Here is a 13,525-nt window from a genome sequence, read left to right on the forward strand (position 1 = left end):
CCGGCGGGCGGCGCAATCAGTCGAAACGCGAAGGCGGTATGCCGTCGGACCCGGGCGGGTCGCCCTGCCCGCCCTGCCGGTCCGCCCCGGCCTGCCGCAGGCGATCGCGGTCCTCGCGCAGCTGGCGCCGCACCGACCACAGCTCCCACACCGCCCAGCCCATCACGCCGCCCAGCACCAGCAGCAGCTCCACCAGCACCAGCGTGCTGCCGCTCATCGGCGCAGGAACAGGCGCTGCACCGTGGGCGCCAGCGCGGCGCCGCCGGCGGCATGCAGCTCGGCCAGGGTGCCGTGCATCAGCTTGTGCGCCAGCCCCTGGGACAGCGCCTCGAACACCTCGTCGATCGGCATGCCCGCGGCCAGCCGCTTGCGCGCCCGGGCGATCTCCGCAGCGCGCCAGCTGTCCACCTGCTCGTTGAGCGAGCGGATCAGCGGCACCGCGCCGCGCTGCGCCAGCCAGCGGCCGAAGCGCTCCACGCCCGCGTCGATGATGCCTTCGGCCTGCGCCACCGCAGCCTGGCGGCGCTCGCCGGCGCCGCGCACCCGCGTGGCCAGGTCGTCGACGGTGTAGAGGTACACCTCCGGCAGGCGGGCCACCTCGGCCTCGATGTCCCGCGGCACCGCCAGGTCCAGCAGCAGCATCGGGCGGCGGCGCCGGGCCTTCAGCGCCCGCTCCACCGCGCCCAGGCCGATCAGCGGCAGGGTGCTGGCGGTGCAGCTCACCACCACGTCGAACTCGGCCAGCCGGGCCGGCAGCTCGGCCAGCGGCATGGACTGCGCGCCCAGGGCCTGCGCCAGGGCTTCGCCGCGTGCCGGCGTGCGGTTGGCCAGCATCAGCGCGCGCGGCTTGCGCGCCGCGAAATGCGTGGCCACGCGCCCGATCATCTCGCCCGCGCCCACGCACAGCACGCGGGTGTCGGCCATCTGCTCGAACAGCTGCTCGGCCAGCCGCACCGCGGCCGCGGCCATGCTCACCGAATGGACGCCGATGTCGGTGCAGCTGCGCACCTCCTTGGCCACCGAGAAGGAGCGCTGGAACAGCTGGTGCAGCGTGCTGCCCAGCGCGCCGGCCTCCTCGGCCTGCTTCACCGCCAGCTTGAGCTGGCCCAGGATCTGCGGCTCGCCCAGCACCATGGAGTCCAGCCCCGCGGCCACCCGGAAGGCATGGCGGGCGGCATCGCAGTCCTGCCGCACATAGGTGTGCGATTGCAGGGCGGCGGCCGGCATGCCGCCGTGCTCAGCCAGCCAGTCCAGCAGCGTGGGCAGCACCGCGGGCGCTCCGTCGGGCGTGGCGATGTACAGCTCGGTGCGGTTGCAGGTGGACAGGATGGCGGCCTCGGCCGGCGCGCGCTGCAGCCGCGCGCCCAGGCCGCGCAGCGCCTGGCCCAGCGCATCGGCCGGGAAGGCGAAGCGCCCGCGCACGTCCAGCGGCGCACTGCCGTGGTTGAGTCCCAGCGCCAGCACTGCCATGGCATCAACCGGCGCTGCCGAAGCGGTCGCGCCGCTCCAGCCGCTCGAAGAGGTCGAGCACCGTGTCCACCGGGCCGCGGCGGCGCGGTACCGGGCGGGCGGCGGCTTCCACCAGCCCCCGGGTGGCGGCCAGCGGCGGCAGCGGGCCCGCGGCGGCACGGCGGCCGCGGCCCGCGCCCGGCCAGGCGGCACCGGCCAGCAGCACCGCCTTGCGCAGCGGCGGCACCACCGCCCGCCCGCCCACCGCATCGCAGCCGGCGCGGCGCACCTGCTGGCCGATCTCGGCATACAGGCGGCGCGCGGCACGGATGCCCGGCCGGCAGGCCACCGGCAGCATCGCGATGCCGGCGTCGGCGCGGGCGTACAGCAGGTCGGCCTGCCGCAGCAGCCGCTCCACCACGCCGGCCAGCGCCGGGGAATGCCGCGGCGCGGCCAGCCAGGCATCGGCATCGATGCCGGCGACATGCAGCCACTGCAGCGGCAGGTACAGGCGGCCCATGCGGGCGTCCTCGCCTACGTCGCGGGCGATGTTGGACAGCTGCATCGCCACGCCCAGGTCGCAGGCGCGGGCCAGGGCCCGGTGGCTGCGCACGTCCATCAGCAGGCACATCATCGCGCCCACGGTACCGGCCACGCGGGCGGCGTAGTGCAGCAGGTCGTCCAGCGTCTCGTAGCGCCGGCCCTCGGCGTCCCAGGCCAGGCCTTCCAGCAGCCGCACCGGCAGCTCCAGCGGAATGGCATGCGCGCGCAGCACCGCGGCCAGCGCGCGGTCGGCCGCCTGCGGCAGCGGCCGGCCGGCGGCGGCGCGGGCCAGCCGCTCCTGCAGCCGCGCGATGGCCTCGGCCTGGCCGCCATGCACGTCCACCGCATCGTCGGCCAGGCGGCAGAAGCCATACAGCACCGAGGCGGGATCGCGCACCGTGCGCGGCAGCATCAGCGATGCGGCATGGAAGCTGCGCGAATGCTGGCGCAGCACGCGCCGGCAGGCCGCCACGTCGGCCGCCGACAGCTCAGGCGGGTTGCTGCTGGAAGGCTCGGGCATCGGGTACCACCGTGTCGAGGATGCGCGCGGAGGACAGCACGCCGGGCAGGCCCGCACCCGGGTGGGTGCCGGCGCCCACCAGGTAGAGGCCGCGCAGCTCCTCGCTCTGGTTGTGGGGGCGGAACCAGGCGCTCTGCGTGAGCACCGGCTCCAGCCCGAAGGCGGCGCCGCGGAAGGCACCCAGCGTGTCCTGGAAATCCTGCGGCGTGGTGATGCGCGAGCTGCACAGCGCCTGGCCCAGGCCGGGCAGCAGCGTGGCTTCCAGCCGGGCCTCGATGGCTTGTCTATACAACTCGCCCTGCACCTGCCAGTCGGTGCCCGACTGCAGGTGCGGCACCGGCGACAGCACGTAGAAGGCATCGCAGCCCGGCGGCGCCAGCGAGGGATCGGTGGCGGTGGGCCGGTGCAGGTAGAGGCTGAAGTCCTCGGCCAGGTGCTTGCGCTCGAAGATGTCGTCCAGCAGGCCGCGGTAGCGCGGGCCCAGCGCAATGGTGTGGTGGGCCACGCCCGGGTACTGCCGGCGGGTGCCGAAGTACCAGACGAACAGGCTCATCGAGTAGCGCGCACGGTCGATGCGGCGGTCGGTCCAGCGCCGGCGCCGCACGCCGGGCAGCAGCCGGCGGTAGGTGGTGGCCGAGTCGGCATTGCTCACCACGATGTCGGCCTCGAGCACCTCGCCATCGGCCAGCCGCACGCCGGTGGCCGCACCGCGCTCGGCCAGGATCTGCGCCACCGGCGCGCCGCAGCGCACCCGGTTGCCCTGCCCTTCCACCAGGCTCACGAGCCCCTGCACCAGCCGGCCGGTGCCGCCGATGGGAAAGTGCACGCCCCAGCGCCGCTCGAGGAAGGCGATGAGGCAGTACACCGAGGTGGTGGCGAACGGATTGCCACCCACCAGCAGCGACTGGAAGGTGAGCACCATGCGCAGCCGCGGGCTCTGCACATGCTTGCAAGCCAGGCCGTGGACGGTGCGCCAGCCCTCCAGCTGCAGCAGCTTAGGCAGCACCCGCGCCATGTCGGTCCAGCGGCTGAAGGGCACATGCGCCAGCTGCTCGAAGCCCACCTGGAAGATGGCCTGGCTGGCCGCCAGGAAGCGGCGGTAGCCGTCCACGTCGGCAGGCGACAGGCGGGCCACCTCGGCCTCCATCGCGGCGGCGTCGCCGCTGTAGTCGAACTGCGTGCCGTCGTCGAAGCGCACGCGGTAGAAGGGGCTCACCGGCCGCAGGTCCACGTCGTCGGCCAGCCGCCGGCCGCACAGGGCCCACAGCTCCTCCAGCAGGAAGGGCGCGGTGATGACGGTGGGGCCGGCATCGAAGGTGAAGCCGTCCTGCCGGTGCACCCGGGCGCGGCCGCCGGGCTGGTCCAGTGCCTCCAGCACCGTCACCCGCCAGCCGCGTGCGCCCAGGCGCACCGCCGCGGCCAGGCCACCGAAGCCGCTGCCGATGACGACCGCATGCGGTGCCGCGGCAGGCCCGCCGCCGGTGGCCGGCCGCGTGGCCGGGACGGTGTAAACGGGCGCATGGGCTGTCAACATGCGGCTATAGTATGAGTGTCAACTTTGATTTACAACCTGATCGCGCCCCACTGCTCGTAAGCCCTGATCCGGGAGGCCCCATGCCGCAGCTCCACCCTCATTCCTTGCCGCGCCGGCCGCGCCGCGCGCGGGCCTGGCGGTCGGCGGCGGACCTGCGCCGGCTGGCCACGCCCTGGTTCTTCTATGCGCTGGCCGGCCGGCTGGTGCGGTGGCTGGCCGCGGTGGCGGTGCTGGGCGGCCTGGCGGCCTTGATGGCCGCCCGCGCCGCTGGCGCGGAGGGGGCCGCCCGCGCTGCAGGCGCGGAGGGCACCATCGCCGCCCTGCTCCATGCGGTGACGGCCCCGCTGGCCGGCGGCCTCTACTTGTTGATGGCGCTGGCCGCCGGGCTGGGCCTGCTCGGCGTGGCCCGGCTCTGCCCCATCGTGGCGGCGGCTGCGGCGCCCACCACCGCCCTGATGGCGATGCTGTCGATGGCCGCGCAGGCGGTGCAGGCCAGCGCGGGCGACGCCTGGTGGAATGCGCAACTGGCGCCGGAGGCGATGCTGCTGCCCTTCACGCTGGGCGCGGTGCTGCTGCGCCACGCCATCGCCGAGCCGCCGCGCGCCGACCGCGCCGCCGCGGTGCTGCTGCTGGCCGGGCTGCTCCCGCTGGCGGTGCTGCACCTGGGCGCCATGCCGGCACCGCACGCGGCCCCGCCGCCGGCCGCCGCGCTGGCGCTCGGCCTGCTGGCTGGCGGCGCGCATGCGGCGGCGGTGGTGCTGCAGCGCACCCGCCTGGAGATCGTGGAGCGTGCGCGGCGGCAGCTGCATGCGCTGGAGGTACTGTGATGGACACCCTGCTCCTGCTGCTGACCGTGGCCGTGCTGGGCGGCGAGGCCCTCCAGCTGTGGTTGCGCCGGCGTGCGCTGGCGCGCGCCAACGAAGGCGAGGCGGAGGACGCCAGCGACGAGGCACAACCGGCCTGAAGGCCGGGCTGCCGGGGGGTGCAGCGGCCCGCGAGGGCGGCCGCACCCGTGTGTTAAGGTCCGACGAGTTGTTCCACCCCCCGTCCGGGTGAACCCTGAAAGCATGTCGTGGCCACCCCTGGCACCCCCGACCCCACCGACCTGAGCGCGCTGTCAGGCCTGGCTCCCGAGCTGGCCACGGCCTTCGTGTCGCTGGCCAGTGACATCGCCCTGGTGATCGGCGAGGACGGCATCGTCACCAACGTGGCGGCCGCCGACGCCGCGCTGGCCCTGGGCGCCGGCCAATGGGTAGGCCGGCCCTGGGCCGAGACCGTGACCGGCGGCACCCGCCGCAAGATCGAGCAGCTGCTGCAGGAAGTGGGCAGCCACGGCGTCTCCCGCCGGCGCGAGGTGAACCATCCCTCGGCCAGCGGCGAGGACATCCCCATCAGCTATGCCGCGCTGCGCCTGGGCGCCGGCGGCCCGCTGCTGGCCGTGGGCCGCGACCTGCGCGCGGTGGCCGCCATCCAGCAGCGCTTCGTCGAGGCCCAGCGCGAGATGGAGCGCGACTACTGGCGCCTGCGCCAGGAGCAGTCGCGCCAGCGGCTGCTGGCCCAGGTGGCCAGCGACGCGGTGATGCTGGTGCAGCTGCCCACCCTGCTGGCGGCCGATGCCAATGCGCAGGCGCAGGCGCTGTTCGGCGCGCCGGGCCAGCCGCTGCCGCCGCCCATCCGCGACCTGCTGGCGCTGGCGCAGAGCGCCGGCCGCGCCACCGAGGTGCGCACCCGGCTGCAGCGCGCGGCCGACGTGCTGGCGCTGGATGTGTCGGTGGTCCCCATCCGCCCCGACGATGCGGCCCAGCCCCAGGCCCTGCTGGTGCGCGCCCGGCCGGCCGAGACGCCGCAGCCGGGCCAGGCGGTGCAGGACGCCGTGCTGGTGGCCGATGCCCACGGCCGCGTGCTGATGGCCAATGCCGAGCTGCTGGCCCTGGCCGGCGCGGACACCGAAGCCCAGCTGGCCGGCCGCCCGGTGGCCGAGGTGCTGGGCGATCCGCACCGCCAGCTGGCGGCGGCGTTGTCCGACGCCCGCCGCGCCGGCTTCGCCACCCAGGCCCGGGCCACCATCGGCGCCGCCGGTGCGCCGGTGGCGGTGGCGCTGTGGGTCTCGCTGCTGGCCGATGGCGAGCAGGAGCGCCTGGCCTTCGTGCTGCGGCCGCTGGCGTCCCCGGCGCCGGCCGGCGCGCCGCCGGGCACGCCGCTGGACCTGGCGGCCACGCTGCAGCGCATCGCCGCGCGGGTGGGCCAGTTGCCGCTGCCCGCGCTGCTGCGCGAGGCCAGCGACGCCACCGAGCGCCATGCCATCGACACCGCGCTGGCCCAGGCCGGCGGCCGCATGGCGGCGGCCGCGCTGCAGCTGGGCATCGACACCGCCGAGCTGCAGCGCCGCATGCGCCGGCTGGGCCTGGCCACCGACGACGCCGGCTGACATTCCGCCTGCGCTCCCGCCCGCCGTGACGTACCACCCGCCCTTCGGCCAGGCCGACCTCAGCAACTGCGAGCGTGAGCTGATCCACCTTGCCGGCTCGGTGCAGCCGCATGGCGCGCTGCTGGTGCTGCGGCCGTCGGACCTGCAGGTGCTGCAGGCCAGCGCCAACACCGCCGCGGTGCTGGGCCTGCCGGTGGAGCGGCTGCTGGAGCGGCCGCTGCAGGTGCTGGGCGGCGACCTGGCCGCGCAGGTGGCCGCGCTGGCGCCGCGCGTGGCCCGCCCGCAGGACGAGCCCGTGCCGCTGCAATGCACCAGCGCTGCCGACGGCATGCCGCGGGTGCTGGAAGGCAGCCTGCACCGGGTGCCCGACGGCCAGCTGGTGGTGGAGGTGGAAGCGGTGGAGCTGCCCGACAGCGCCCGCCACATGGCCACCATCGGGCAGGAGGCGGTGCTGGCCTGCGTGTCGGCCACGGTGCAGCGGCTGTCGGCGGCGGCCAGCCTGGGCGCGCTGGCCGACGCCGCGGTGCAGGGCATCCACGAGCTGACCGGCTACGACCGGGTGATGGTCTACCAGTTCGACCCCGACGGCCACGGCAAGATCATCGCGGAGGCGCGCGACCCGCGGCTGGAATCGCTGCTGGGCCACCACTATCCGGCCACCGACATCCCCCAGCGCGCCCGTGCGCTCTACCTGCGCAACCGCGTGCGGGTGCTGATGGACGTGCACTACCAGCCGGCGCCGCTGGTGCCCGCGCGGCTGCCGCCCACCGGGCAGGAGCTGGACATGTCGATGTGCTACCTGCGCAGCATGTCGCCGCTGCACCTGCAGTACCTGAAGAACATGGGCGTCACCGCCACGCTGGTGGTGTCCCTGGTGCACGAGGGCCGGCTCTGGGGCCTGATCGCCGCCCACCACTACCAGCCGCGCAACCTGCGCTATGCGGTGCGCACCGCCTGCGACCTGCTGGCCGAGGTGATCGCCACCCGCATCGCCGCCATCGAGAACTATGCCCATGCCCAGGTGGCGCTGGTGGTGCGCCGGCTGGAGCAGCGGCTGATCGAGGCCACTTCCACCGAAGGCGACTGGCGGCTGGCCCTGCTGCGCAACCCGGCCACGCTGCTGCAGCCGCTGGGCGCGACCGGAGCGGCGCTGTTCCACGACGGCGAGGTGCTCACCTCCGGCGAGGTGCCCTCCACGCCCGAGCTGCGCGCGCTGGCGCGGTGGGTGGACTCTCGCCCGGCGCCGGCCGCGCCGCAGGCCACCACCGATGCGCCGCCGCTGGCCTGCTCGTCCATCGCCCAGGCCGAGCCCGCGCTGGCTTCGCTGACGCCGGTGGCCGCCGGCGTGCTGGCGGTGCGGCTGTCGGCCAGCCAGCCCGACTACCTGATGTGGTTCCGCAAGGAGCAGCTGCTGACCGTCACCTGGGCCGGCGACCCGCACAAGCCCAAGGTGGGCGACGACCCGATGGAGCTGTCGCCGCGGCGCTCCTTCGCGGCCTGGTCGGAGATCGTGCGCGGCACCGCCCTGCCCTGGACGGCCACCGAGATCGCGCTGGCACGGGCCTTCGGCAGCGCGCTGGTGGACATCATCGTGCAGGTGCATGCGGTGCGGCTGCTGATCGCCGAGCGGCAGCTGGTGCAGATCCGCGGCACGGTGCAGAACTCGCGCGAGCCGGTGGCCATCGCCGATGCGCACGGCCGACTGCTGCATGCCAACGAGGCCTTCCGCCGCCTGCTGGCGCCCGACGGCCGCACCCTGCACACGCTGGGCGACGTGGCCGCCGGCTTCCGGCCGCCGCAGGCGCTGCACGACATGCTGCGCGGCCTGAAGGCGGCGCACCAACCCTGGCGCGGCGAGCTGGCGCTGCAGGGCACCGCCGGCGGCCCGCCGCGGCCGGTGGGCGTGCGCGCCGAGATCGTGCCGGCGCGCGACGGCAGCGCGCTCGGCCTCATCCTCACCCTCACCGACCTGGTGGACAGCCAGCGCGCGGCCGAGGCCCGGCGGCAGCTCGAAGCCTCGCTGCAGCGCACCGCCGCCGAAGGCGCGGCGCAGCCGGTGGGCGCCGACGAGGTGATGCGCGCCATCCTCAGCAATGCCAGCCTGGTGGCGATGGACATCGCCGACGGACCGGTGGGCCCCGACATGGCGCCGCTGCTGCAGGAAGTGGAGGCCTCCACCCAGCGCGCGGCCACGCTGTACGGGCGCATCCGCCTGTTCGGCGTGGCCGGCGACGCCGGCTAGCGGCAGCCGCGGGCGGATGGAAGCGCAGCGGCGGCGGCTGGCCTGGGAGCGCGACGGCGCCGACTGGCCGCACCGCGCACACAGCCGCTTCCTGCAGGCCGGCGGGCTGCACTGGCATGTGCAGGTGGCCGGCCAGGGCCCGGTGCTGCTGCTGCTGCACGGCACCGGCGCTTCCAGCCACAGCATGGCCGGGCTGCTGCCGCTGCTGTCGCTGCGCTTCACCGTGGTGGTGCCCGACCTGCCCGGCCATGCCTTCACCGACCCATTGCAGCCCGCGCCCGGCCTGCCGGCGATGGCCCGTGCGCTGGCGGCGCTGCTGGCGGTGCTGGACCTGGCGCCGCCGGCGCTGGTGGCCGGCCATTCGGCCGGTGCGGCCATCGGCGCGCAGCTGATGCTGGACGGCCATGCGCCGGCGCGGGCGCTGGTGTCGATGAACGGCGCACTGCTGCCCTTCGACGGCGTGGCCGGCCTGCTGTTCGCGCCGCTGGCGCGGCTGATCGGTGGCGGCCCGCTGCTGCCCGGTCTGGTCACCCGGCTGGTGGCCCGGCAGGCGCGCGACGACCGTGCGGTGCAGCGCCTGCTGGACGGCACCGGCTCGGTGGTGCCGGCCGCCTCCGCCGCGCTGTATGCCCGGCTGGTGCGCAGCCCGGCGCATGTGGCCGGTGCGCTGGCGATGATGGCGCACTGGGACCTGCGCCCGCTGGCCGACGCCCTGCCGCGGCTGCCGGTACCGCTGTGGCTGCTGGCCTCCGACCGCGACCGCATGGTGCCGCCGGAGCAGGCCCGCGCCGTGGCCCGCCGCCTGCGCCAGGCCCGGGTGCTGCCGCTGGCCGGCACCGGCCACCTGGCGCACGAGGAAAAGCCGGCCGAGGTGGCGGCCCTCATCCAAGCCGCATGGGCCGGCTGAGCCACCTGCCGTCACAAGCCGCGGGCCTCGAACGTCTTGCATTGATGGACGACGCCACCCGCCTCTTCGACCGCCTGCGGCCCCGGCTGCTGGGCATCGCCTACCGCATGCTGGGCACCCGGGCCGAGGCCGAGGAGGTGGTGCAGGACACCTGGCTGCGCTGGCATGCGGCCGACCGCCCGGCCATCGACAACGCCGAGGCCTGGCTGGTGACCAGCGCCACCCGCATCGCCATCGACCGCCTGCGCGCGGCCAAGGTGCAGCGGGCGCACTACACCGGCTTCTGGCTGCCCGAGCCGCAGCTGGACGACGCGCCCGCCTCGCCCGAGCAGCTGCTGGAGCGGGCCGACGACCTGTCGGTGGCCTTCCTCACGCTGCTGGAGCGGCTGGCGCCGCCGGCCCGGGCGGCCTTCCTGCTGCGGGAGGTGTTCGACGCCGACTACGACGAGGTGGCGCGCACGCTGGGCAGGAGCGAGGCCGCCTGCCGCCAGCTGGTGAGCCGCGCCAAGGCCCAGTTGCGCGAGGCCCGCCCGCGCTATGCCGTGACGCCCGAGGCGCACCTGCAGGTGATGCGCCAGTTCGCCGAGGCGGTGGCGCAGGGCAGCTTCGGCGCGATGGCGTCCATGCTGGCCGAGGAGGCCGAGCTGGTGAGCGACGGCGGCGGCAAGGTGCCCAGCTTCGGCAAGGTGCTGGCCGGCGGGCGGCGCATCGCGCAGCTGTACCTGGCGGCCCGGCTGCGCCACGGCGAGGCGGTGCGCGTCGAACTGGCCGTCATCAATGGCCAGTGGGGGCTGCTGCGCTTCATCGACGGGCACCTGGAATCGGCGCAGTCCTTCGAGACGGACGGGCAGCGCATCGTGCGCATCCATGTGCAGCGCAATCCGGACAAGCTGCAGCGCCTGGCCGCGGCGCTGGGCGCAGCGCCGGTGCCGCGGCCGGCGGCCACCGCGCCGCGGTGAGCGCCGCCCTGGTCAGCGGGCCGCCGCGTCCGTGGGTGCGGCGCCGGCCCGTGCGCCGGTGCCCTGGGCCAGGCTGCGGCGCACGTCGGCCACCCAGCCCGCGGCGTTCAGGTCCTTCATGCGGTCGCCGTCGAAGCCCTGCAGCCGGCGCATGCCGTCGCGGTCCAGGTCCAGCTGGACGTCCTCCGGGTCGCGCGGCAGGCGGAAGTCGCTCAGCGCGAACAGGTAGCGCTTCTCGGCCGAGGTCCAGCCCGGGTCGAAGCTGACCACCGCGTAGTGCACCTTGCGCGAGCCCAGGTCCAGCACCAGTTCCTCCACGTCGCCCATCTCGTCGCCGTTGCGGGCCAGCACGTCGGCTTCCAGCAGGTCGGTCACCCGGTGCGCGGTGGTGCCGCGGCCGGGCTGCGGGATGGACCAGGCCCGGTCCAGCACGGCCACCTGGGCATGGTCGCGGAAGAAGGCCGGCGAATAGCGGGTGCGTTCGATGGCGGCCTTCTCGAACTGCTGCTTGTCCACGTCCACCACCACCCGGTCGCCTTCGGGCGTGAAGGCCAGCCGGTCGGGCGGCAGGGCGAACAGCCGCTCGCCGCCCATCACGCCGGGGTCGAAGGACAGCACGGCATAACGCAGGTCGCCGTTGCCCATGTTCACCACCAGGTCGTCGATCTGGCCGATGTGCCGGCCTTCCCGGTTCTGCACCTCCATGCCGATGAGCTTGCTGGCGCGCAAGGCGCGGTAGGGGCCAGCCTGGGCGGCGGGTGCCGGCGTGGCGGCCACCGAGTTGGCCGCGGGCGTGGTCTGGGGGGTCGCCTGCGTGGTTGCTGCAGGGCGGGCGCCCGCGGCCGGCTGCTGCGCGAGGGCCGGCAGGCCCAGCGCGGTGGCCAGCAGCGGCAGGGCGGCCAGGCGGTGGATGGGTCGGCTGGAGCGTGTCTTGTTCATCGGGGGCCTCCAAGAGGTGGTTGGCATGTCCCCTGTGGGAGAAAGCGCCCTGGGGCCGGTTCCCGCCACCCGACCCGGACGGCGGCGCGGCTGCACGTAGGCCGCGGCCGACGGCCGCCGGTGGAGCGCTACCGGGCGGTTCCCGGCGCCACGGCCCGCCACAGCCGACCGGCATCGGCCTGCGGCAGCGCCAGGTAGCGTGCGCCCATGGCCCGGGCCAGGCCGCGTGCGGCGGGCTGCGGCTCGCGGCCGGTGTCGATCATCAGGCTGGCCAGGCCGGTGGCCTGCAGCGCGCGGGCGGAGGCCAGGGCGTCGGCGGCGGCCCGCTCGCGGCCGGGCGCGCCATCGCGCGCGATGTTGGCGCGGGCATCGGTCATCAGCACCACCAGCACGCTGCCGCCCTGGCGCTGCAGGCCTTCGGCCAGCCGGCGGGCGGCGTCGATGCCGGCGGCCAGCGGCGTGCCGCCGCCGCCGGGCAGCTCGGCCAGGCAGCGCTTGGCCCGCACCAGCGAGCGGGTGGGCGGCAGCAGCAGCTGGGCGCCCGTGCCCCGGAAGGCGATCAAGGCCACCTGGTCCCGCCGCACATAGCAGTCGGCCAGCAGCAGTTCCACCGCGCCCTTGGCTTCGGCCAGCCGGTGCAGCGCGAGGGAGCCGCTGGCATCCACGGTGAAGACGGTGGTGGTCTGCTGCCGCTGCTGGTAGCGGCGCAGGCGGAAGTCCTGCGCGCGTACCAGCACCTGGGCGCCCACCGGCCCGCCGCAGCGCAAGGCCTCGGCCCGGCGCAGCGGCTGCCAGGGTGCGGCGGCACGCAGCGTCTCGATCAGGTCGAGCCGGCCGCCGCGTGCCTCGCCCCGCACCAAGCCCAGCGGGCGGCCCTGCAGCCGATGGCGCTGCGCCGCGCCGCTGCGGCCGGCGCTGGCGGCCGTGCCGGGCGGTCGCTGGCCGGCGCGGGCGGCCAGGCCGATCAGCAGGCCGGGCGGCAAGGCGGTGGCGGCGGCGGCCAGCACCTGCTGGTGCAAGGGCGTGCCGGCGGACGGTGGTGCCGCGGGGCCGGAAGACGCATCGCCACCTTCCGGCGCAGCCGGCGGCGGGGCGCCGGGGCTGCCGGAGGGCGGGCGGGCGGCGGCGTCGGGCGCGTGCTCGGGCGCATCTGCGCGGCCGGCGGGTGGCGGGGCGTCGGCGGGCAAGGCATCGCCGTCGTGCTGCGGCGCATCCGCCTCGTCGGGCGGCGGGCCGGCGGGCTGCTGCCTGGCCCGCGGTCCCAGCACCAGCCGGGCCGCCAACGCCGCGTCCTCTGTCGACACCTCGGCATGGCCGGCCCAGGCGGCGGCCGCGCAGGCGGCCCGCCAGGCCAGCCAGCCCACCCGGGCCGAGCGGATGCCCAGCGCCACGGCGGCCGCACCCAGGGCGGTGGCTACGTCCTCGTCGAACGGCAGCCGCGGCAAGGCGGCGCGGGCGGCCTGCAGGCGCTGCGGGTCCAGCGGCTGCGCCTGCACCGTGCGCAGCACCAGGTGCAGCGCCAGCCGTTCGGTGAGCGCGGCCGGCGGTGCCTCGTCGGCCTCGCCTTCGTCCAGCGCCACCACGCCGACGGCTGCCGCCGCATCGCGGCCGGACGATGCGTCCAGCACCGCCGCGATGCGGCCCGCGGTGGCCGCCGGCAGGCGTTCGGCCAGCGCCAGCAGCACGAGGCCGCCGGCCGCTTCTTGCAGCAGGCCGGCCTGGCGCACCGGGCGGCGGGCCTGCAGCGTGGCGCCCAGGTCCAGGCCGCCCAGCAGCCGGTCGTCGCCGATGTGGGACGGCATGCGGCGCAGCGGCGTGCCCTCGGGCAGCAGGCCACGCAGCAGGGCCAGCCAGGCATCGCGCACCGGGCCGGCCGGGGCGCGCAGCCACACGCCGCCCAGGCCGGCCGGGTCCACCGCCAGCAGCGCGATGGCCAGCCGGGCATCGGCGGCGGCGCGGTCGGTGGCGAGGGGGGTGGCGGCTGGGGCGGCCATGGGGGCGGCC

12 protein-coding genes are annotated in these 13,525 nt (G+C 76.0%); 6 read left to right on the top strand and 6 right to left on the bottom strand.

Annotation, left to right across the window (positions count from 1 at the left end; translation table 11 throughout):
• Window positions 1-16 precede the first annotated feature (16 nt).
• From VO99_RS21325 to VO99_RS21340, 4 genes are read right to left on the bottom strand one after another with little or no spacing between them, the layout of a single operon-like run.
• Window positions 17-217: a hypothetical protein gene (locus VO99_RS21325; RefSeq protein ID WP_046114946.1), complete on the bottom strand. Its 201-nt coding sequence runs from the start codon at window positions 215-217 to the stop codon at window positions 17-19.
• Window positions 214-1,470 carry a glutamyl-tRNA reductase gene (gene hemA, locus VO99_RS21330; protein WP_046114947.1) on the bottom strand — a complete coding sequence of 419 codons (1,257 nt, stop codon included), beginning with the start codon at window positions 1,468-1,470 and terminating at the stop codon, window positions 214-216. The genes VO99_RS21325 and hemA overlap by 4 nt, the downstream gene beginning before the upstream one ends.
• Window positions 1,471-1,474: 4 nt before the next feature.
• Window positions 1,475-2,512: a phytoene/squalene synthase family protein gene (locus VO99_RS21335; RefSeq protein ID WP_046114948.1), complete on the bottom strand. Its 1,038-nt coding sequence runs from the start codon at window positions 2,510-2,512 to the stop codon at window positions 1,475-1,477.
• Window positions 2,481-4,046, bottom strand: coding sequence for a phytoene desaturase (locus VO99_RS21340; RefSeq protein WP_083440807.1), 1,566 nt, complete (start codon window positions 4,044-4,046; stop codon window positions 2,481-2,483). Before VO99_RS21340 ends, VO99_RS21335 begins: the two co-directional genes overlap by 32 nt.
• 80 nt (window positions 4,047-4,126) lie before the next feature.
• On the opposite strand from VO99_RS21340, the gene VO99_RS21345 reads away from it, so the two are divergent.
• The 6 genes from VO99_RS21345 to VO99_RS21365 all read left to right on the top strand — a co-directional run bounded on the left by VO99_RS21345 (window position 4,127) and on the right by VO99_RS21365 (window position 10,582).
• Entirely contained in the window at window positions 4,127-4,873 is a 747-nt protein-coding gene (locus VO99_RS21345) for a hypothetical protein (RefSeq protein ID WP_157039688.1), read from the top strand.
• Complete coding sequence (locus tag VO99_RS30435; protein WP_157039689.1) at window positions 4,873-5,010, top strand: hypothetical protein; 138 nt, start codon at window positions 4,873-4,875, stop codon at window positions 5,008-5,010. Before VO99_RS21345 ends, VO99_RS30435 begins: the two co-directional genes overlap by 1 nt.
• Before the next feature lie 108 nt (window positions 5,011-5,118).
• Entirely contained in the window at window positions 5,119-6,474 is a 1,356-nt protein-coding gene (locus tag VO99_RS29145) for a PAS domain-containing protein (RefSeq protein WP_052736518.1), read from the top strand.
• 25 nt (window positions 6,475-6,499) lie between these two features.
• A complete protein-coding gene (locus tag VO99_RS21355) occupies window positions 6,500-8,716 on the top strand; it encodes a GAF domain-containing protein (RefSeq protein WP_046114950.1) in 2,217 nt (738 codons plus the stop codon).
• A 16-nt stretch (window positions 8,717-8,732) separates the two neighbouring features.
• Window positions 8,733-9,623, top strand: a complete 891-nt coding sequence (gene bchO / locus VO99_RS21360) for an alpha/beta fold hydrolase BchO (RefSeq protein WP_046114951.1) — start codon at window positions 8,733-8,735, stop codon at window positions 9,621-9,623.
• A 44-nt stretch (window positions 9,624-9,667) separates the two neighbouring features.
• Entirely contained in the window at window positions 9,668-10,582 is a 915-nt protein-coding gene (locus tag VO99_RS21365) for an RNA polymerase sigma-70 factor (RefSeq protein ID WP_046114952.1), read from the top strand.
• A gap of 12 nt (window positions 10,583-10,594) precedes the next feature.
• On the opposite strand, the gene VO99_RS29150 is transcribed toward VO99_RS21365, so the two are convergent.
• Both VO99_RS29150 and VO99_RS21375 read right to left on the bottom strand, forming a co-directional pair.
• On the bottom strand, window positions 10,595-11,521 hold the full coding sequence (locus VO99_RS29150) for a PRC-barrel domain-containing protein (RefSeq protein WP_052736519.1): 927 nt from the start codon (window positions 11,519-11,521) through the stop codon (window positions 10,595-10,597).
• A gap of 128 nt (window positions 11,522-11,649) precedes the next feature.
• A complete protein-coding gene (locus tag VO99_RS21375; protein WP_046115008.1) occupies window positions 11,650-13,515 on the bottom strand; it encodes a magnesium chelatase subunit D in 1,866 nt (621 codons plus the stop codon).
• Window positions 13,516-13,525 lie beyond the last annotated feature (10 nt).

The organism is Aquincola tertiaricarbonis (assembly GCF_000969605.1).
GTDB lineage: Bacteria > Pseudomonadota > Gammaproteobacteria > Burkholderiales > Burkholderiaceae_C > Aquincola > Aquincola tertiaricarbonis.